At 64.8% G+C, this 20,546-nt stretch carries 16 protein-coding genes and 1 tRNA gene; 8 read left to right on the top strand and 9 right to left on the bottom strand.

Translation table 11 applies throughout. The features are described from left to right. Window positions 1-3 precede the first annotated feature (3 nt). Both PAA8504_RS13565 and PAA8504_RS13570 read right to left on the bottom strand, forming a co-directional pair. Window positions 4-3,123 carry an efflux RND transporter permease subunit gene (locus PAA8504_RS13565; RefSeq protein WP_108894734.1) on the bottom strand — a complete coding sequence of 1,040 codons (3,120 nt, stop codon included), beginning with the start codon at window positions 3,121-3,123 and terminating at the stop codon, window positions 4-6. Further along, window positions 3,120-4,301, bottom strand: coding sequence for an efflux RND transporter periplasmic adaptor subunit (locus tag PAA8504_RS13570; RefSeq protein WP_108894735.1), 1,182 nt, complete (start codon window positions 4,299-4,301; stop codon window positions 3,120-3,122). Before PAA8504_RS13570 ends, PAA8504_RS13565 begins: the two co-directional genes overlap by 4 nt. A 140-nt stretch (window positions 4,302-4,441) precedes the next feature. Here PAA8504_RS13570 and PAA8504_RS13575 point away from each other — a divergent pair, with 140 nt between their 5' ends. Next, window positions 4,442-5,125: a TetR/AcrR family transcriptional regulator gene (locus tag PAA8504_RS13575; RefSeq protein WP_108894736.1), complete on the top strand. Its 684-nt coding sequence runs from the start codon at window positions 4,442-4,444 to the stop codon at window positions 5,123-5,125. Window positions 5,126-5,130: 5 nt separating this feature from the next. Here the strand turns inward: PAA8504_RS13575 and treS are convergent, their stop codons facing one another. Then, the gene (gene treS, locus PAA8504_RS13580) at window positions 5,131-8,439 is read right to left on the bottom strand and encodes a maltose alpha-D-glucosyltransferase (protein ID WP_181375799.1); all 3,309 of its coding nucleotides are present in this window, start codon (window positions 8,437-8,439) and stop codon (window positions 5,131-5,133) included. Then, window positions 8,436-10,406, bottom strand: coding sequence for an alpha-1,4-glucan--maltose-1-phosphate maltosyltransferase (locus PAA8504_RS13585; protein WP_108894737.1), 1,971 nt, complete (start codon window positions 10,404-10,406; stop codon window positions 8,436-8,438). Before PAA8504_RS13585 ends, treS begins: the two co-directional genes overlap by 4 nt. A 154-nt stretch (window positions 10,407-10,560) precedes the next feature. Between PAA8504_RS13585 and PAA8504_RS13590 the strand changes: the two genes are divergently transcribed. Then, window positions 10,561-10,914, top strand: a complete 354-nt coding sequence (locus PAA8504_RS13590; RefSeq protein ID WP_181375800.1) for a DUF3140 domain-containing protein — start codon at window positions 10,561-10,563, stop codon at window positions 10,912-10,914. A gap of 36 nt (window positions 10,915-10,950) precedes the next feature. On the opposite strand, the gene PAA8504_RS13595 is transcribed toward PAA8504_RS13590, so the two are convergent. Beyond that, window positions 10,951-11,026 (bottom strand) — tRNA-Trp (locus PAA8504_RS13595). 121 nt (window positions 11,027-11,147) lie between these two features. Here PAA8504_RS13595 and PAA8504_RS13600 point away from each other — a divergent pair. Continuing rightward, window positions 11,148-11,642 carry a ferritin-like domain-containing protein gene (locus PAA8504_RS13600; RefSeq protein ID WP_108894739.1) on the top strand — a complete coding sequence of 165 codons (495 nt, stop codon included), beginning with the start codon at window positions 11,148-11,150 and terminating at the stop codon, window positions 11,640-11,642. A gap of 283 nt (window positions 11,643-11,925) precedes the next feature. Here PAA8504_RS13600 and PAA8504_RS13605 read toward each other — a convergent pair whose 3' ends face one another. The 4 genes from PAA8504_RS13605 to PAA8504_RS13620 all read right to left on the bottom strand — a co-directional run bounded on the left by PAA8504_RS13605 (window position 11,926) and on the right by PAA8504_RS13620 (window position 17,296). Further along, window positions 11,926-12,921: a zinc transporter ZntB gene (locus tag PAA8504_RS13605; protein ID WP_108894740.1), complete on the bottom strand. Its 996-nt coding sequence runs from the start codon at window positions 12,919-12,921 to the stop codon at window positions 11,926-11,928. Window positions 12,922-13,003: 82 nt separating this feature from the next. Continuing rightward, a complete protein-coding gene (tuf, locus tag PAA8504_RS13610; protein WP_108894741.1) occupies window positions 13,004-14,179 on the bottom strand; it encodes an elongation factor Tu in 1,176 nt (391 codons plus the stop codon). 101 nt (window positions 14,180-14,280) lie between these two features. Beyond that, a complete protein-coding gene (locus tag PAA8504_RS13615; protein WP_108894742.1) occupies window positions 14,281-14,919 on the bottom strand; it encodes a hypothetical protein in 639 nt (212 codons plus the stop codon). A 70-nt stretch (window positions 14,920-14,989) separates the two neighbouring features. Beyond that, the gene (locus PAA8504_RS13620; protein WP_108894743.1) at window positions 14,990-17,296 is read right to left on the bottom strand and encodes a DNA topoisomerase IV subunit A; all 2,307 of its coding nucleotides are present in this window, start codon (window positions 17,294-17,296) and stop codon (window positions 14,990-14,992) included. Window positions 17,297-17,432: 136 nt separating this feature from the next. On the opposite strand from PAA8504_RS13620, the gene PAA8504_RS13625 reads away from it, so the two are divergent. From PAA8504_RS13625 to PAA8504_RS13645, 5 genes are all read left to right on the top strand, one after another. Then, the gene (locus tag PAA8504_RS13625; protein ID WP_181375801.1) at window positions 17,433-17,909 is read left to right on the top strand and encodes an SH3 domain-containing protein; all 477 of its coding nucleotides are present in this window, start codon (window positions 17,433-17,435) and stop codon (window positions 17,907-17,909) included. Window positions 17,910-17,969: 60 nt separating this feature from the next. Then, a complete protein-coding gene (locus tag PAA8504_RS13630; RefSeq protein WP_108894745.1) occupies window positions 17,970-18,176 on the top strand; it encodes a twin transmembrane helix small protein in 207 nt (68 codons plus the stop codon). Between the two features lie 2 nt (window positions 18,177-18,178). After that, complete coding sequence (locus PAA8504_RS13635) at window positions 18,179-18,751, top strand: cob(I)yrinic acid a,c-diamide adenosyltransferase (protein ID WP_108894746.1); 573 nt, start codon at window positions 18,179-18,181, stop codon at window positions 18,749-18,751. 104 nt (window positions 18,752-18,855) lie between these two features. Next, window positions 18,856-19,617: an electron transfer flavoprotein subunit beta/FixA family protein gene (locus PAA8504_RS13640; RefSeq protein ID WP_108894846.1), complete on the top strand. Its 762-nt coding sequence runs from the start codon at window positions 18,856-18,858 to the stop codon at window positions 19,615-19,617. Between the two features lies 1 nt (window position 19,618). Then, window positions 19,619-20,545 (top strand): electron transfer flavoprotein subunit alpha/FixB family protein, encoded by a 927-nt coding sequence (locus PAA8504_RS13645; RefSeq protein WP_108894747.1) that lies wholly within the window; start codon window positions 19,619-19,621, stop codon window positions 20,543-20,545. The last annotated feature ends 1 nt before the right edge of the window (window position 20,546 follow it).

Below are 20,546 nucleotides of genomic sequence, written 5' to 3' on the forward strand. Positions count from 1 at the left end.
CCGTCAGGCCGGGGCGGGCGCGGTCCCGGCCCGGGTCGCCTTCTTTTCCCGCAGCATCAACATGGCAGGGGTTACGACCAGCGTCAGAAGGGTCGCGACGATCAGGCCGCCCGCGATCGCGCTGGACAGTTCCGTCCAGTATTGCGTGGACGGCGCGCCATACACGATCTCGCGCGTGAAGAAGTTGATGTTGAGGCCGATCACCATGGGCAGCAATCCCAGCGCGGTCGTGACCGAGGTCAGCACCACGGGACGCAGACGCTGCGCCCCCGTCCTCAGCGCGGCCTCCAGCGGGGGCATACCGATCCTGCGCAGGTCGTTATAGGTGTCGATCAGCACGATGTTGTTGTTCACCACGATCCCCGCCAGCGCGATGATCCCGACGCCGCCCATGACCACGCCGAAGGGCCGCCCGGTGATGACGAGGCCCAGAAGCACGCCCGCGACAGAGAAGACGATCGCGCTCATCACGACAAACGCCTGAAACAGACTGTTGAACTGCAGAACGAGGATCACGAACATCAGCACGATGGCCGCAGCAAAGGCCCCCAACAGGAAGGTCATCGATTCCTGCTGGTCCTCGGCCTCGCCCGCGAAGTCGAACTCGGCGCTTTCGGGCAGGTCCGCCTCGGCAAGCGCGGATTGCAGCGCGGCGATCTGGTCGCCCACCAGAAGACCCGGGGCGACGTTGGCCTCGATGGTGGTCACGCGTTCCTCGTCGATGCGGCGGACGATGCCGACCCGCTCGGCCGGGGCGAAGGTCACGAAGTTCGAGATCGGGACAAGCCCCGACGAAGTCGGCACGCGCAGGTTCCCAAGCTCGGCCAGAGAGCGTTGGTCGCTGGGGAACCGGACCCGCACGTCAAGCTCTCCGTCCGCGTCCGAGGGGCGATAGTCGGTCACGGTAATGCCCTGGGTCAGAAGCTGCACCGCCTGTCCCAGAAGGCTGACATCGGCGCCGAAGCGCGCGGCCTCCGCGCGATCGACGCTGATCGCGACCTCGACCCCCGGCAGCGGCCGCGTGTCGGTGACGTCGGTGAAGCCGCCGATGCGATCCATGATCGCCAGCGCCTTCTCCACGGCCTGGGTCTGGTCCTCGGGCGTGCGGGCGGTGACCTGAAGGTTCACGGGCTTGCCGCTGGTCGGGCCACCGCTTTCGGTCAGAACCTGGATGTCGATGCCGGCAATGTCCGACATCTCGGCCCGGATATCCTCGCCGATCTGTTCCGCGGGGCGCCGCTGGTCCCAGTCCACAAGGTCAAGCTGGATGGTGCCGATGACTTCCTCGTCCCCGCCGCCGCCGCCAATCGTGGACCTGGCATAGACGCTTGACACGCCCTCCTGATCCAGAAGACGGTCCTCGACCCGGCGCACCAGCGCGTCGCGCTCGTAGATCGACAGGTTGTCACGGGCGCGGACCTCGACCTGCATGAACTCGGGCTCGACCGAGGGAAAGAAGGACACGCCGCGCCCGAACTCGCCATAGATCGCAAAGCCGCCGAACAGCAGCGCGATGGCCAGGATCAGGGTCGTGCCGGGCCGCAGGATCGCCTTTTCCAGAAGCCGGACATAAGCGCCGGTGAACCCGCTGATCTTGCGTGGATCGCCCGTCTCGGATTCGAACAGCATCGCCTTGGCGCGGGCCGATTGGGGCTGGCGCTTGCCGATGACGCCGCCCACGACGGGGATGAAGACCAGCGCCATGAAGAGGGACGCGAACAGGGTCAGGATCACGGTGATCGGCAGGAATTTCATGAACTCGCCGATCAGGCCGGTCCAGAACAGCAGCGGGAAGAACACGCTGAGCGTCGTCGCGGTCGAAGCGATGATCGGCCAAGCCATGCGTTTGGCGGCGTGGGCATAGGCGGACTTGGGGTCGTCCCCTTCCTGAAGACGGCGGTCGGCCAGTTCGACCGTGACGATCGCGCCGTCGACCAGCATCCCCACGACGAGGATCAACGAGAACAGCACCACGATGTTCATAGTGTAGCCCATGAACCACAGCGCGGCGACGCCCGCCAGGAACGCGCCGGGGATCGACAGCCCGACAAGTATGGCCGAGCGCAGGCCAAGTGCGAAGACGATGACGATCATCACGAGGATGATGGCGGCGATGACGTTGGATTCCAGATCCGTCAGCAGGGCCTTCACCTCCTCACTCTGGTCCTGAAGATACGTCACCTCGACCGAGTCGGGCCATTCCGCGCGCATTTCGTCGATGGTGGCCTGCACGGCAGCGACCGTGTCGATGATGTTGGCGCCCGACCGCTTCTTGACCTCGAGTGCAAGGGCCGGCTGCCCGTCGATCCGCGCGAAGCTTGTCGGATCCTCGAACGTGCGGCGGACCTGCGCCACATCACCGAAGGTGACGACGGTGTTGCCGTCGACCTTTACGGGCATCTCCATCACGTCTTCGAGGTTCTCGATCAGGCCGGGGACCTTCAGCACGATCCGCCCGCCCCCGGTTTCGATGGCGCCGGCGGCGATCAGGCGGTTGTTGCGCTGCAACTGGCTGGTCAGCTCGTCGAAGCTGAGGTTGTAGGTCTGGAAAACCGTGGGGTCGATCAGAACCTCAAGGAACTCTTCCCGCGCGCCGCCGATATCGACTTCTAGCACGCCGGCAAGAGCTTCGAGCTCGTCCTGGACGTCCTCGGCCAGGTCGTTCAGCGCCCGTTCCGGCACGGGGCCGGACAGGATCGCGGTGATGATCGGGAACAGCGCCGTGTTGATCTCGGTCACGGTCAGGTCATACGCATCGTCGGGCAGCTCGCCCTGGGCGCGGTCGGCGGCATCGCGCACTTTGTCCAGCGCCTCGTCGATATCGCCGCCGGCCGTGAATTCCAGCTGGACGCTGGCGAAACCTTCGGCGGATTCGCTCGACATCTTCTCAAGTCCTTCGATGGCGCCGAACTCGGCCTCCATCGGTTCCAGCAGCAGCCGTTCCGCGTCGGTGGGGCTGATCCCGTCGATCCCGGTCGAAACATAGACCAGCGGCAGCGGCACCTCGGGGTTGGCCTCCTTCGGGATCGAGACATAGGCGATCGCGCCCACCGCAAGGATCATCGCCAGCGCGATCACCACCACGCGGCTGCGCGAGAATGCGGCGTCGATAAGCCCGTTCATTCTGCGACCTCCTGCGGAGCTTCGCGCTGGGTGTCGGCGGCGCTGGCCAGATCACCTTCGCCGTCTTCCGGGGCTTGGGCGCGCACAGGCTCGCCCGCTTGAACGAAGCCCTGGCCGATGGTGATGATGTTGGCCGTGTCGGGCAGTCCGGTGGCCCAGACGCCCTGAAGCTCGGCCTTGACGATCTCGATCGGGTGGAAGCGGACGGTTCCGTCCTCGACCGTCTTCACGCCCAGCGCGCCTTCGGGATTGAGGGACACGACCGAGGGCGAGATGAAGTGCGCCTGCGCTTGCCCCGTGGGGATCACGATCTCGGCCGAGACGCCGGCGGGGATCGCGCCATCCTCGTTCGCCACCTCGATCTCGGCCAGGAAGGTCCGGGTTTCGGCCGAGGCCGAGGTGCCGACGAAGGTGACAGTACCTTCGCGCGTCTCACCGGTGATGAACGTGACTTCGGCCGGCTGGCCGTCCTCGATCCGGTTCAGCGCCTGCTGGGGCACCTGGATCGCCACGGTCAGGGGCCGGTTGTCGACGATGCGGCCGACTTGCTCGCCGGCCGACACGAACTCCCCCTCGTCGAGGCTGAGTGTTTCGATCCGGCCCGGAAAGGGTGCGAGGATCGTCAGGTCTTCCAGCGTCTGCTGGGCCGAGATGACCTGCGATTCGGCCGAGGCCAGTTCCGCGCGTGCTTCGGCCACCCGGTCGGCCGTGCCCACGCCGCGCTCCAAAAGCTGCTCGGCATTATCGATCTCGCGCTGGGCCCGGGCGCGCTCTTCCTCGGCGCGGGCCAGATCGGCCTCGGCGCGGGTGGATGACAGGCGAGCGATGGGTTGGCCCGCCTCGACCATTGCGCCCTTGTCGGCCAGAACCTCGACCACGTCGCCGGTGGCCTCGGCGCGCAGGGCCGTGTCGCGGTCGGGCTGCGCCTGCCCCTCGGCCTGGAAGGTCAGCGTAACCGGTTCGGCCCGAGACGTTCGGGCGACGACCGACGGGGGAAGCTGTTCGGCCGTTTCCTGCGACGGCGCCGCTTCCTCGGACGGCATCACGAACCCGCTGCCCATCCATGCGATGATGGCCACGAGCAGCGCGGCCGCGATCCAGACCGAGCGGGACGCGCCGCGATCGGTCTCGAACTCCAGGTGGGCGGGCTGGGCGGCCGTGTCGGGCGTCTTGTCCATGTCTCGGCAAATCCTTCGGCGTCGTGGGTCCGGCCGCACGGCTTGACGCCATGGGCTGAAGGGTAGATACCGACTGCCGGTCGGTATTCAAGAGGGCAATTCGGGTGAATCGAACGAAAGGGTCACAACGCCGTCACCGCATGGCCCCATCAGACCGGCGGGAAGCGATCCTGGACGCCGCGCAAAGCCTGTTCGTGTCACGGGGCTGGGATGCCGTGACCATGGCCGACGTCGTGGCAGCGGCGGGGATCTCGAAGGGCGGGTTCTACCATCATTTCGCGACCAAGGACGACTTGCTGGCCGCCATCGTCGCACGGATGACCGCGCGGACCGTCGACGCCGCCAAGGTCGCCCGGGAACAAACCGAAGGCGACGCGCTGGTTCGCCTCAACGCCTTCATCGCGGAAACCCGGCGCTGGAACGCCGAGAATCCCGAAGCCCTGCCCATCTTTGCCGAACTGTTGTCCCGTCCCGAAGACGATGCGCTGTCGCAGCGCACCTATGCCGCGACGGCAGAAATCCTGCGCCCGGCCCTGACCGAGATGATCACGGAAGGGGTCGAGAGCGGCTTATTCGATGCCCCCGCCCCCGCTCTGATCGCTGAGATCATCGTCGGTCTGACAAAGGGGCGCCGCGCCGCGCTGGCGCAAGTCGTGGCCGAGGCGCGGGCGGACCGGATCGACGCCGCGACGCAGGTGCTGGAGGCGCGGCTGACGGCCGAAGGCGCGGTCTGCGACCGGTTACTGGGCCTGCCAGAGGGCAGCGTCCTGTTCGGTCACCCGGACAGGTTTCGCGCCATGGTCGAAAGCCTTGCGGGCGTCTGACCCGGCTAGGCCCCCTCGACCGACGACCCTGCCAGCGACAACAGCCCCCGAAGCGGGATGTCGACCCAATCGGGGCGCATCGCCATTTCGTAGCCCACCTCGTAAGCGGCCTTCTGGATGAGGAAGAGGTCCAGAAGGGCCTGTTCGAACGCCGAATCGCCGGGGTGAAGATCGCTGCCCGACGCGGTGTCGCGATAGGCTTGCAGGAAGGTGCCCTGAGTTGCCTGACGCCAGCCTTCGACATGCTGCATCGTCCGTTCCAGATCAGCGCCCAGTTCGATCCGGCGACGCAGGGTCGACCACAGCGCATAATCAAAGCTGCGCATCATTCCCGCAACGTCCCGCATGGGTGAGGTCTTGGCCTGCCGTTCGGCAAGGCTGCGGGCGGGCTCCCCTTCGAAATCGATGATCATCACGTCCGTTTCGACCACCAGAACCTGGCCCAGGTGATAGTCGCCATGGATTCGCCCGATCCCGCCCGAGGGCGTCTGACCACGCAGCGCGTCGATCCGGTCCATGAAGGCCCCCCGCCGGTCCAGCACGGCCTCAGCCACGGCACGGCTGCCCGCGGGCAGGCTGGAGAGGCGCGACTGCAGACGCTCCAGGGTATCCGCAAGCTCGGCCTCGACAGTGTCGGCCAGTTTCTGGACGATCTCCGGCGTCATCGGCTCTTGCGCGAAGGGGGTGCCTTCGGCGCCGCTGGCCAGCGCCATGTGAAGCTGGGCCGTGCGCCGCCCGAGGACGGCGCCGATATCCAAGGGTCCGCCCAGAAGCGGCTGATCTTCCTGCGCGGCGGGGTCGGTGCTGTGGCCGCCCATCTCGCGCCGTTCAAGGTCGCGGTCCAGCGCGTCGATGACATAGGTCCAGGCATCGCCCTGGTTGCGCACGAATTCCGATGCGGCGGCCAGCGTGGTGACGGCGCCGTCGGGGCCGGTCCAGTCGATGGTGCCCAGAAGCGCGGGGCTGGCGGTGAAATCGGTCTCTTCCGTGAGGAAACGCGCGACCTCGATATCGGGCTGCACGCCCTCCTGCAGACGGCGGTAGAGCTTCAGGATCACCTTGTCGGAAAACGCGATGGAGGCGTTCGACTGCTCGGCCGACAGAAGACGCGGTTCACCCGCATCCTCGTTCACCGCGTCCAGTCGGTCGGTTCGGGTAAATTCGATCTGACCCGTTTCGGCGTCGATCGACCGGCCTTCGCGCAACGCCGCCAGAAGCGAGGTGGCCATGGTGTCGTCCACCGCCCCGTCGAGGATCGCGCCCACCTTGTTGGCCTGGCGCAGTTTCGCCAGCGTCGCGGGAAGCCGCGGCGACATGGTCAGCGCATCCTCGCCCCAGACGGCGGCAAGGGGCAGGAAGTAGCGCTGCATGCCGCCGCCGACCTCGACATCCGCCACGGCCAGCATGTGCTGCCCGTCATCCATAGCGGCCAGTTGGCGCAGGGAGACGCCGTCGATCCGGTCTTCCTTGGCGGCGAACCAGCGTTGCAGCGGAAGGTAGTCCCGCAGGGTCTTCGACACGAAGTCGCCGGCAGCCCGGTCCGACAAGGCCCCTGCGATCGTCCCGTCCCGCGTGGTCAGGGTCAGGAAATCGGGCAGCTGCTGCGCATGGGGGGTGTGCCAGGACGGAGCGTCCTCGGCCTCCTTCAGCAGAAACCAGTAGAAGCCATAGCTGGGCAGGGTCAGCAGATAGGGCAGCGCACCGATGGGCGGAAACGCGGATTGGCCCGTCATCTCTATCGGGACGCGACCGTCGAAATCGCGCAGGTCGATCTCGGCCGCCTGGGCCTGGCGCGACAGGTTGGCGACGCATAGCACGGTCTCGGTCTCGGTCCGGCGCAGGTACGCCAAGACCTTGCGGTTGGCGGGATACAGAAGCTCGATCTCGCCCCGGCCGAAGACGTCGTGGCGCTGGCGGACGCCGATCATGCGTTTGACCCAATTCAGAAGCGAAGTGGGCGAGGATTGCTGTGCCTCGACATTGATCGCCTGATAGCCGTGGACCGGATCCTGGATGGTGGGCAGATACAGCTCTTGCGGCAGCGCGCGGCTGAACCCGGCATTGCGGTCGGCAGACCATTGCATGGGCGTGCGCACGCCGTCGCGGTCGCCAAGGTAATAGTTGTCGCCCATCCCGATCTCGTCCCCGTAATAGACGATGGGGGTTCCGGGCATGGACAGCAGCAGCGAGTTCAGAAGCTCGATCTTGCGGCGGTCGTTCTGGAGAAGCGGCGCAAGGCGGCGGCGGATGCCCATGTTGATCCGCGCGCGCTTGTCGGAGGCATAGAAATCCCAAAGGTAATCGCGCTCGCGATCCGTGACCATTTCCAGCGTCAGCTCGTCATGGTTGCGCAGGAAGATGGCCCATTGGCAATCCTCGGGGATCTCGGGCGTCTGTCGGATGATGTCGGAAATCGGATAGCGGTCTTCCTGCGCGACGGCCATGTACATCCGCGGCATCAGCGGGAAGTGAAAGCCCATGTGGCATTCGTCGCCATCGCCGAAATAAGGGCGGGTATCCTCGGGCCACTGGTTGGCCTCGGCCAGCAGCATCTTGCCCGTGTAGTGCTTGTCGAGGTCGGCGCGGATCGCCTTCAGCACGTCATGGGTTTCGGGCAGGTTCTCGTTGTTGGTGCCGTCGCGCTCGACCAGATAGGGGATCGCGTCCAGCCGCAGCCCGTCGACGCCCTTGTCCAGCCAGAAGTGCATGACGTCCAGAACCGCTTCCATCACGGCGGGGTTGTCGAAGTTCAAGTCGGGCTGGTGGTCGAAGAAGCGGTGCCAGTAGAACTGCCCGGCAACCGGATCCCATGTCCAGTTGCTGTCATGTGTGTCGTTGAAGATCACCCGCGTCTTGTCCATCCATTTCTGCGGATCGTCGGACCAGACATAGAAGTCGCGCTCTGGGCTGTCCTTTGGTGCCCTGCGGGCCCGCTGGAACCACTCGTGCTGGTCGCTGGTGTGGTTGATCACAAGCTCGGTGATGACCTTCAAGCCACGGCGGTGAGCTTCGGCGACCAGGTTTTCGAAGTCCTCCATCGTCCCGTAGGCGGGATTGATCGCCTTGAATTCGGAGATGTCATAGCCGTCGTCGCGCAGGGGCGAGGGATAGAACGGCAGGACCCAGATCGCAGTCGCGCCGAGCTCCTGAATATGGTCGAGCCGTTGCATCAAACCGCGGAAATCGCCGACGCCGTCGCCGTTCGAATCCTGATAAGCCTTGATGTGCAGCTGATAGATCAGCGCATCCTTGTACCAGTCCGGCGCCTCGGCCGTGTCGGCCCCGGCGGTCAGTCCCTGTTCCATCTTGGTCATTCGGCAATCTCCGGCGGGGTGAGTTTCCAGATAGCGTAGGGCCGTTCGTGCGGATTCAACTCCAGCCAGTGAGTCTTGCCCTGCCAGTCGAACGAATTGCCGTACAGCATGTCCGTCACCCCGATCGCGCCGTCGTCCGGCAACCCGAACTCCCACAGCGGCACTTCGAACTCGAAATGCGCTGGGTTCAGCGGGTCGATCAGGACGTGGAACAGCAGGTAGCTTCCAGTCGTCGGATCGAAGCGCCCATAATACAGCACCCGGTCTTCGAAAGCTTCGAAGAAGCGCAAGTTGCGGAAGTCGCGCATCGCCGGTTCGGCCTGGCGGATCCGATTGATCAGGCGGATGTCATCCTTGATGTGACCGGGAGCGTCATAGTCGCGATGCTTCAGCTCGTATTTCTCGGAATTGAGGTATTCGTCCTTGGGCGGCAGCCAATCGTCCTCGCAAAGCTCGAAACCCGAATAAAGCCCCCAGTTCCCGGACAGGGACGCCGCCATGACCGCCCGCGTCCGGAACCCCGGCCGCCCGGAAGTGTGGTTGAAGTAGGGATTGATGTCGGGGGTGTTGGTGAAGAAGTTCGGCCGCATGTAGTCGGCGCACTCCTCCGTCGTCAGCTCCGTCAGGTACTCGGTCAGCTCTTCCTTGGTGTTGCGCCATGTGTAGTAGGTGTAGCTCTGGTTGAAGCCGATTTTCGCCAGCCGCTTCATCACTTTAGGTCGCGTGAACGCCTCGGACAGGAAGATCGCGCCGGGATGCTTGGCGCGAACGTCGGCAATGATCCATTCCCAGAACGGGAACGGTTTGGTGTGGGGGTTGTCCACGCGGAAGCACAAAACGCCATGCTTGGCCCAGAACAGGAAGATGTCGCGCACGGCCTTCCAGAACGGTGTGTTCGGGGTGCCGTCGTCGTTGTAGTAGCGGAAGTTGACGATATCCTCGTATTTCTTCGGCGGATTCTCGGCGAACTTGATCGACCCGTCGGGGCGGCGTTCGAACCAGTCTGGATGCTCTTCGATCCAGGGATGATCGGGCGAGGCGTTCAGCGCGATGTCCAGCGCGATTTCCAGGTCCTTTTCCGCGGCGGCTTCGACGAGATCGTCGAAGTCTTTCAACGTGCCCAATTCGGGGTGGACGTCCGTCATCCCCCCTTCGGACGAGCCGATGGCGTAGGGTGATCCGATATCGCCGGGTTCCGCGACGAGGGAGTTGTTCTTGCCCTTCCGGTTTGTCGTGCCGATCGGGTGGATCGGCGGGAAATAGAGGACGTCGAACCCAAGATCCTTCACGTAATCCAGTCGCCCGATCACGTCGTGGAAGGTGCCGTGCTGCCCCTCGGGCCCGGTCGAACGTGGAAACAGCTCGTACCAGGCCGAGAATGCGGCGCGCTCGCGGTCGACCCAGACGGGGATGTCACGCTCATACCGGGTGACGTTCGCACGGGGGCCGATACGCCCCATCAGCTCAGCCGCCTCGCTGGACAACAGGATCGCGGCGTCCCCCTTCTTCGCCGCCGTGACCAGCTTCTTCACCTGGGCCGAGGCCCCCCGGGGCGCCTTCGTCTGCCCAAGAATCTGCGCGGCCTCCTGCATCTCGACCGAGATGTCTTGACCCGCATCCAGCTTCCTTTTCGCGTCCCGGGCCCAAGTGCCCCACAGGTCGCGCCAAGCGATGATCGCGAAGCTTGCGGGGCCGGGCTGGTCGAACGTGACCTCGGCCCCCCAGCGATCGTTCTCGATGAAGGCCATGCGCGTCTCGGCCCCGTCCGACGTCTCGATCGCGGCCGCGAACACCTCGTGCCCGTCGCCGAAGATGTCGGCCGAGACAGCCATCGGCCATCCCGCCACGGCCTTTGCGGCAAAGCGGCCGCCACCGATCAGGGGCGTGACCCCCTCGATCACCATCCGTTGCCGGGCGGGCCCCTCGAGATCGGGGGATTTCTGACGTTTCTCGGGCGACATGCGCATCAAACCTCGCGAAGCAAGTAACATGTCCAGCGGTAACGTGGGCCTCATAAGCCCTGTTCCACCGATTATCGCCGGGATCCCCTTGCCGGCGTTTCGTCGCAGGAACCCACGTCCCGGCCAGCCCATTTTTCGGAAAATCGAAAGGAGCGATATGATGAGTAAATCCCGCGAGCAGATCTGGGACGAATGGGGCGATCGGGTGAACATGGCGCCCAAGGAACTGGAAGACTGGCTGGAAACGGAAGAGGCCAAGTCAGTCGGCGACAGCGACGACGACAGCGAAAGCACCGGCCACTACTCCGGCCGCCGCATCGTCGAGATCAAGAGGACCAAGAAGGACGACCTGTCCGACGATCAGTGGGCGTGGATGGGCAAGGTGGTGGGCTACATCAACCGCCATTGCGCCCAAGGCGGGCCGCAGGAAGACGTGAAGACCTCGACCTGGCGCTATTCGCTGATGAACTGGGGACACGATCCGCTGAAGGAGGATGGCTGCTACGACGGATGACGCCGGGGGTGCCGATGTTCTGGAAATCCGGGAAAATGGCAGGGGCTGAGGGACTCGAACCCACGACCTGCGGTTTTGGAGACCGCTGCTCTACCAACTGAGCTAAACCCCTAAGGCCGACCTTTCGCCTATGTCACAGCTGGGACGGGGTCAAGACCGGATCGCCATGGAACAAGCAGCTTGGTCCAACGTTCGACGGATGAAATTCAAAACAACGCCGGGAGAGACCAAAAATGGCCCTCAACGACCTCAAAGACGTGTATCTCGACCAGATCCAGGACCTCTACAGCGCCTGCAAACAGTCCATCGACGCCACCACCAAGCTGGGACAAGCCTCCAAGGATGATGAGCTTGGCAAGGCGCTGGCGGCTGGGTCCAAGGGCATCGCCGACGGCATGGAAGCGCTGGAGCGTATCTGCTCGGATCACGGGATCGACCCCAATGGCGAACATTGCAAGGGTATGGAAGGTCTCGTGACGGAAGCCCACGCCCATGCCTTGGACGAGCAGTTCGGCTCGGACGATGCGCGTGATGCGATGATCATCAGCCAATACCAGCGTATGACGCACTACGCGATTGCGGGTTATGGCTGCTGCATGGCCTATGCAAACCGCCTTGGCTTTGAAGGCGACGGCGCACTTCTGAAGGAGTGCCTGGAGCAGACGCGCCAAGGCGACGAGCACATGACGAAGATCGCGACCGAAGGCGTGAACCCCAAGGCCGCCTGATCTGCTCGGTTATCCACCAATAAATGGCCTCGCCCCATCGGGCGGGGCCTTTTTTCTTGCGGAGACCGGTGCCCGAGCCATCGGAGGAGCCCAATCAGGCTGGCTGCGGTACGTCTCGAAGATTGGAGTTCTGCGCTCATCACGCCGCGGCGACAGCGATCCCCGCGCTACGGGATAGAATATCATAAGGCCCGGGGGCGGGGATACGGAACGTTCCCAGAGCCCCGGAACTGCGCTTCATCGTCGGACAGCCCCGACCTCGCATCGCGACGCCCCACCTCCATTATCGTTTCCCGCGGGTTGGCCGCAGAATACGCGTGCGGTGCATCAGCAGAAGGGCGACGGCGGTGATGATGCAAAGGCCGCCGGTGAAGACCCAGAACGCGGGCGGCCAGTCCGTGCCTGGCATGCCCGCGATGTTGATCCCCATCAGGCCGGTCAGGAACCCCAGCGGCAGGAACACGGCTGATACGACGCTTAGGATATAGAGGTTGCGGTTCAGCCGATCGGCCTTGGCCCCCTCGATCTCGTCCCGGATCGCCTGAAGCTGTTCGCGCGTGGCCTCCAGCGCCTCGGTTACGCGGGTGATCTGGTCAAGCTGTTCGTCGATCTTGCGGATGTCCGCCTCTGTCAGCCAGGGCACGCCCGACCGCACCACCGTGCGCACCGCATCACGTTGCGGTGCCATGTAGCGGCGCAGTTCGGTCAGTTCGAGACGCTGGTCCGACACCTCCTCGCGGTGCGCGCCGATGGGATCGGCGATGGAAGCTTCCTCAAGCTGGTCGGCCCGATCTTCAAGGTTCTCGACCTGCGCCTCGACCAGATCCGTCAGGCGTTCGATGAGGTCGGCCAGGAAGGCCCCGGCGGTTTGCGGCCCCTGCCCGGCATCAATGCTGGCGCCCAGCCCCTCGATCGAGCGGAGGCGAAACCGTGACATCGAAACGATCCGCGCGGAGTCGATGTAGAGGCGGACCGACACCATGTCCTCGGGGTCCTTGCCGACATTGGTGTTGATCCCACGTAAATTAACCAGAAGCCCGTCACCGAGCCGCAGAGCGCGAGGGCGGGTCTGCGGTTCGGTCAGGGCATCGCGGATCGACGGATCAAGCCATTCCAGGTGCGTGTCGATCCAGGGATCGGTCTCGGGATGGTCGGCCTGAAGGTGCAACCAGGCCGGACGGTCGTCGTGCAGCGCGTTCGAGATGGCCGCGTCATCGGTCAGGGGGCTGCCGTGGTCGGTCCCGCCAAGGACGCGGGCGAACTGGATATGATCTTGCATGGTCGTCCGATACGAAAAAGGGGCGGCCCGAAGACCGCCCCCCGAATACTAGGGCCAGGGCGCCGGGGCGCCCAGCCGAAGATCACTCGATGATCTTGGAGACCACGCCGGCGCCGACGGTGCGGCCGCCTTCGCGGATGGCGAAGCGCAGCTTCTCTTCCATCGCGATCGGGGCGATCAGCTCGACGCCGAACGACACGTTGTCGCCGGGCATCACCATCTCGGTGCCTTCGGCCAGCTGAACCGTGCCCGTCACGTCCGTCGTGCGGAAGTAGAACTGCGGACGGTAGTTGGCGAAGAACGGCGTGTGGCGGCCACCCTCTTCCTTGGTCAGGATGTAGGCCTCGGCCTCGAACTTGGTGTGCGGCTTGACCGAGCCGGGCTTGCAGAGAACCTGGCCACGCTGGACGCCCTCACGGTCGATACCACGCAGAAGCGCGCCGATGTTGTCGCCGGCTTCACCACGATCCAGCAGCTTGCGGAACATCTCGACGCCCGTGCAGGTCGTCTTCTTGGTGTCGCGGATGCCGACGATCTCGATCTCGTCGCCCACGTTGATCACGCCACGCTCGACGCGACCGGTCACGACCGTACCACGACCCGAGATCGAGAACACGTCCTCGACCGGCATCAGGAACGGCTGGTCCACCGCACGCTCGGGCGTGGGGATCCAGTCGTCGACGGCGGCCATCAGCTCGCGGATCGAGTTCTCGCCGATTTCGGGGTTCTCGCCGTTCATCGCCGCCAGGGCCGAGCCCTTGACCACGGGGATGTCGTCGCCAGGGTACTCGTAGGACGACAGAAGCTCGCGGATTTCCATCTCGACGAGCTCCAGAAGCTCCTCGTCATCCACCTGGTCAACCTTGTTCATGTAGACGACCATGGTCGGGATGCCGACCTGGCGGCCCAGCAGGATGTGCTCGCGCGTCTGGGGCATGGGGCCGTCGGCCGCGTTCACCACCAGGATCGCGCCGTCCATCTGCGCGGCACCCGTGATCATGTTCTTCACGTAGTCGGCGTGGCCGGGGCAGTCGACGTGGGCGTAGTGACGCGCCTCGGTCTCGTACTCCACGTGCGCGGTCGAAATCGTGATACCGCGGGCCTTCTCTTCGGGCGCGCCGTCGATCTGGTCATACGCGCGGAAGTCGCCGAAATACTTCGTGATCGCCGCCGTCAGCGTCGTCTTGCCGTGGTCCACGTGACCGATCGTCCCGATGTTCACGTGCGGCTTGTTACGTTCGAATTTTGCCTTCGCCATGGCGTCGCAGCCTCGTTCTTCTGGGGGCCAGAACACCCGCGCGGGCGGGCCCGGTTCAACAACGCGCGCTGCTTATCGGTCGGACCTGCGAAACGCAAGCGTCAGTTGGCCGGCACGGCCCCAGGGGTCGTGTTTCCGCCTGCGACGATCGCCGCGGCCGAGCGGGCATTCAGCGTCGCGCGGTCGATCTGAACCCGCGGCTGGCCGGGTTTGGGCGTGAACCAATCGGGGTTGGCCTTCAGCCATTGCTCGATCTGGAAGGCGGCCGAGGTGACGAGGTTGTCCAGCTGCTCCTCCGCGCCGCGGGCGATGCCCGAGCCGATGATGGGGGCGGCGTTGTTGATCCCCTCGAACGCGGTGATCTGCTTTGGCTCGGGGTTCAGGCGGGCTTGCGTCGCGTTGTCGTAAAGGTTCACTTCGAGGATCAGCACCGATTTCGGGGTATAGATCAGCGGGATCCCCGGCTGGGCCAGAACGAAGCCGCCGATGGCCACGCCGAGGTGATAGAGACCGTCGCCGTCGTAGCGGCCCAGACGCCGCTCGATCTCGTCCGTCAGGGCGCCGGTCAACTGTTCGTCCGAGACCTGGCGCGAGAACGGCCCCTGCTTCACGGTCTTGGCCTGCACGATGTTATAGCCCAACCGGAAATCGCCAAGGGTCCCGGGGCCTTCGGGCACCTCGGGCGCGACGCAGGCGGACAGGACGAACAGCAGGCCCAGGGCCAGAAAGCGATGGATCACGGATACCCCCCTTTGACGACCCGGGCAGGTTGGCTGCGGGGTGCGGGGGGTGCAACCCCCCGCGGCACGATCAGGGGAACCTGTTGTCTCGCGGGAACCCCCGGGGGGCCATGCGGCCCGCGCTGGCCCGCTTGCCAATCCATTCCGACAGCTCGGAGCGGCCGACATGCCGCGTACGGCCTGCCGGATCCTGCCAGCTGAGCCCGTCGGCCAGAGTGAACACGATGGCATCCGACAGACCGCCATCTTTGAAACGTTGCAGGCGCACGCCCTTGCCGCGCCCCATCTCGGGCAGTTCATCCAGCGCGAAGACCAGAAGCTTGCGATTCTCGCCCACCGTGGCGACGTGGTCGCCATCGACCGGGCGGACCAGAAGGGTCCGCACCGGGGCCTTCACGTTCAGCACCTGCTTGCCGCCACGAGTCTGGGCCAGCGCCTCGTCCTCGGGCAGCAGGAACCCGTCCCCGGCCGAAGAGGCGACCAGCAGACGCTCCCCCGGGCGGTGGATGCGCAGCGCCACGATCTGCGCGTCGTTCGGCAGGTCCACCGTCAGGCGCACGGGCTCGCCCATGCCGCGACCGCCTGGCAGGTTGGCGACGGGCAACGTGTAGAACCGCCCGTTCGACCCCACCAGCAAAAGCCGATCGGTCGTTTCGGCATGGAAGGCGTAAAGCGGGCCGTCGCCATCCTTGAACTTCAGCTCTTGCCCCAGGTCGATGTGGCCCTTCATGGCGCGGATCCAGCCCATCTGGCTGCATACGACCGTCACCGGCTCGCGGTCGATCATCGCCTCGAGCGGCACGTCTTCGACCGTACCGGCCTCGGCGAAGCGTGTCAGGCGGGCGCCGCGTTCGTAGTCCTTGCCGAACTGACGCTTGGTCTCGCGCAGCTCGCCCGAGATCGCATTCCACTGCACGCCTTCGTCGGCGAGCAGATCCTCGATCTCCGCCCGCTCGCGCATCAGCTCGTCACGCTCGCGCTTCAATTCCAATTCTTCAAGGCGGCGCAGGGCGCGAAGTCGCATGTTCAGAATGGCTTCGGCCTGAACGTCCGACAGCTCCCCCTCCCCCGCGGGGGGCGAGACGTAGGCCGCTTCGTCCTCGGCCCGAGGCGGGACGTTCGCCCAGTCCTGCCGCATCAGGGCGGGCTTCGGGCCCTCGTCATATCGAATGATCTCGATCACGCGGTCGAGGTTCAGGAACGCGATGATGAAGCCTTCCAGCACCTCCAGCCGGTGGTCGATCTTCGCCAGCCGGTGACGCTTGCGGCGCAGCAGAACCTCCTGCCGGTGATCAAGGAAGGCGCGAAGAACCTCCTTCAGCGAACACACCTTCGGCGTGCGGCCGTCGATCAGGACGTTCATGTTCAGCGCGAACCGTACTTCCAGATCGGTCTGCTTGAACAGCATCCCCATCATCACCTCGGGGTCCACGCTGCGGGTCCGGGGTTCCAGCACCATGCGCACGTCATCGGCGCTTTCGTCGCGCACATCGGCCAGGATCGGCAGCTTCTTCGACTGGATGAGGTCGGCGATCCGTTCGATCAGCTTCGACTTCTGCACCTGGTACGGGATTTCGGTCACGACGACCTGCCACTGACCGCGGCCCAGATCCTCGACCTCGTAGCTGGCGCGCAGGCGGAAACCGCCACGGCCGGTGCGATAGGCCTCGGCCATGCTTTCGGGGCTTTCGACGATCACCCCGCCGGTGGGGAAGTCGGGCCCCTTCACGTAGTTCAGAAGCGTCTCGTCGCGGGCGTCGGGCGTCTTGATCAGATGCAGGCAGGCGTCGACCAGTTCCACGATGTTGTGGGGTGGGATGTTGGTCGCCATCCCCACCGCGATCCCGCTGGAGCCGTTGGCCAGCAGGTTCGGGAAGGCGGCGGGCAGCACGACCGGCTCGGACAGGGTGCCGTCGTAGTTCGGGCGATAGTCGACCGCATCCTCGTCCAAGCCCGCCAGAAGCGCCTCGGCCGCTACGGTCATCCGCGCCTCTGTGTAGCGCGAAGCGGCCGGGTTGTCGCCGTCGATGTTGCCGAAGTTGCCCTGCCCGTCCACCAGCGGATAGCGCACGGCGAAATCCTGGGCCAGACGCGCCATCGCGTCATAGATCGCGGCGTCGCCATGCGGGTGGTAGTTGCCCATCACGTCGCCCGAGATCTTGGCCGACTTCCGGAACCCCCCGTTCGATCCCAGCCTGAGTTCGCGCATTGCGAACAGGATACGCCGGTGCACGGGTTTCAGCCCGTCGCGGGCATCGGGCAGCGCGCGGTGCATGATCGTGGACAGGGCATAGGTCAGATACCGCTCGCCGATCGCACGGCTCAGCGATTCCGACAGCTCGGCCGGGGGGGTGTCGTCTTCGGTCTCGTCGGTCATGCAACCGGGAGTATCGGCACGCCGCGACGCGGGAAAGCGAATTCTCGGCGAGTTTTTTGGCGGCGTGGCGAACCAATCACGGGTCGGCGCGTTATCGCCACAACGCTTGACAGCACATTCTCATGAGGGACGTACAATGATTCGTCTTACCGCTCTTCTTCTCGCCGGCATCGGCGTGACCCTGTCCGTCGCTGGCCGTGACCTCGATCGCCCGATGGACAGCGATGCGGGGGTCGACATGGCTCGCGCGCAAACCGACCTGACCGACCCCACGCCCGGCCTTCTGGCCCTTGACGACGAGGCGGGTGCCATCCAGCGCGCAGTGGCCGCGACCGAAACCTACACGCCGGGTGCTGCGCAGGCTTCGACCGCCAATGCGCAGGATGCCGTGGCCTCGACCGACAGCACAGCTTGGCCCACGGCCACGGTGAACGCGAATCGCGTCAACCTGCGGGCCGGCCCTTCGACCGGGAACGAGGTCCTCGATCAGGTTGTGCGCGACCAGACGGTCGAGATTCTTGGCACCACCAACGATGGCTGGGCCGAGGTGCGTGTCGTGAAGTCGGGACTCACGGCCTATATCTTCGACCGCTTCCTGACGCCGCAGGGCTGACACTTCGCTTTTCCGGCGGGCCGCGTTAGGTCGGTGCGAACCGACACGAAGGGCCCGCCGATGTTCACAGACCCCCTTTTCCTCCTTGTCCTGATCGCCTGCATCGCGGTCGCGGTCATTCTTATTCTGGGGATCTCGACCTTCGGACGGGGCGGAAGTGACAATGCGAAGAAATCCAACAAGTACATGCGCTGGCGGATCTACGCACAGGCCCTTGCGATCGTCGTGATCCTGGTCTTCGTGTTCTTCCGCCGCATGGGAGGGTGAACATGGTCGTTCTGTCGAAAATTTACACACGCACCGGCGACAAGGGTCAGACGGCCCTGGGCAATGGCGAGCGGGTCGCAAAGCACGACACCCGCGTCGAGGCCTACGGCACAGTGGACGAGGCAAATGCAACCTTCGGCATGGCCCGCCTGCATGCCGAAGGCGAGTTGGCGCAGCAGATCGAGCGGATCCAGAACGACTTGTTCGACCTGGGCGCGGACCTTTGCAATCCCGACATCGAAAAGGACGCCGAAGCCGAGTATCCGCCGCTACGCATGATCGCCTCACAGACCGACCGCCTGGAAGCCGAGATCGACGCGATGAATACACGGCTGGAGAAGCTGCGCTCGTTCATCCTGCCCGGTGGTTCCGCCCTGTCTGCCTACCTTCATCTTTGCCGCACCGTGGTGCGCCGGGCCGAGCGTCGCACACAGGCACTGGCGTCTGTCGAAACGGTGAATGAGGCTGCGATCACATACCTCAACCGGCTGTCGGACTGGTGTTTCTGCGCGGCCCGGCTGGCGAATGACGACGGGCGCAGCGACATTCTGTGGACGCCCGGGGCGAACCGCTGAAAGGCCCGAAACGGGGCGTCACAGCTACATGACGCGACGTTTTTGGCCTGTTACGCGGCAGCGGCCCGCGCTACGTGTTCGTACAAATTCAGAGGAGGCGCATGATGAAAGTACTCGTCCCGGTCAAGCGCGTGATCGACTATAACGTCAAGGTCCGCGTGAAGGGTGATGGCAGCGGGGTCGACCTCGCCAACGTCAAGATGAGCATGAATCCCTTCGACGAGATCGCCGTGGAAGAGGCGATCCGCATGAAGGAAGCCGGCACCGTCGAAGAGGTCATCGCGGTCTCGATCGGCGTGAAGCAGGCGCAGGAAACCCTGCGCACCGCGCTGGCGATGGGCGCCGACCGCGCCATCCTGATCGTCGCGGCCGATGACGTGCACCAGGACATCGAACCCCTGGCCGTCGCCAAGCTTCTGAAGGCCGTCGTCGACGAGGAACAGCCCGGCATGGTGATCTGCGGCAAGCAGGCCATCGACAACGACATGAACGCCACCGGACAGATGCTGTCGGCCCTTCTGGGCTGGAGCCAAGCGACCTTCGCCTCGAAGATCGAGATCGAGGGCGAGCACGCCACCGTGAAGCGCGAGGTCGATGGCGGGATGCAATCGATCAAGGTGAAGTTGCCGGCCGTCGTTTCCGTCGACCTGCGCTTGAACGAGCCGCGTTATGCGTCGCTGCCCAACATCATGAAAGCGAAAAAGAAGCCGTTGGACGAGAAGACCCCGTCCGATTACGGCGTCGACGTCTCGCCCCGGCTCGAAGTCGTCAAGACTTCCGAGCCGCCCGAGCGCAAGGCCGGGATCATGGTCGGGTCTGTGGATGAACTTGTGGATAAACTGAAGAACGAAGCGGGGGTGATCTGATATGGCTGTGCTTCTTCTTGCCGAAGTCTCGGACGGCGCGCTGAACATGGATGCCACCGCCAAGGCGGTATCCGCGGTGACGTCGCTGGGTGATGTGACGGTCCTGTGCGCCGGGGCGAAAGCCGCCGACGCCGCCAACGAGGCCGCGACCATCGAGGGCGTCGCCAAGGTCCTCTGCGCCGAGGACGGTCAGTACGGGCACCGCCTGGCCGAGCCCACCGCGGCCTTGCTGGTCAGCCTCGCGGGCGATTACGACCACATCGTCGCGCCCGCTACGACCGATGCGAAGAACATCCTTCCCCGCGTCGCCGCGCTGCTGGATGTAATGGTGATCACCGACGTTTCGGGCATCGTCGACGCCGATACGTTCGAGCGTCCGGTCTATGCCGGCAACGCCATCCAGACCGTGAAATCCAACGATTCGAAGAAGGTGCTGTCGATCCGCACCTCGACCTTCGACGCCGCCGGCACCGGCAATTCGGCTTCTGTGGAGAACGTCTCTCCCGCCGACGCTCCGGGCCTGTCGGAATGGGTCGAGGATCACGTCGCCGAAACCGATCGCCCCGATCTGACCAGCGCCGGGATCGTCGTCTCGGGCGGGCGTGGTGTCGGATCCGAAGAAGACTTCAAAATTATCGAGAACCTCGCCGACAAGCTGGGTGCCGCGATCGGCGCGTCCCGCGCGGCGGTCGACTCGGGCTATGCCCCGAACGACTGGCAGGTCGGGCAAACTGGCAAGGTGGTCGCGCCTGACCTCTACATCGCCTGCGGCATTTCAGGTGCCATCCAGCACCTCGCGGGCATGAAGGACAGCAAGATCATCGTCGCGATCAACAAGGACGAGGAAGCCCCGATCTTCCAGGTCGCCGATTACGGACTGGTCGCGGACCTGTTCGAGGCGATCCCGGAACTGACCGAAAAGGTCTGAT

It is taken from the genome of Palleronia abyssalis (genome assembly GCF_900302445.1).
GTDB lineage: Bacteria > Pseudomonadota > Alphaproteobacteria > Rhodobacterales > Rhodobacteraceae > Palleronia > Palleronia abyssalis.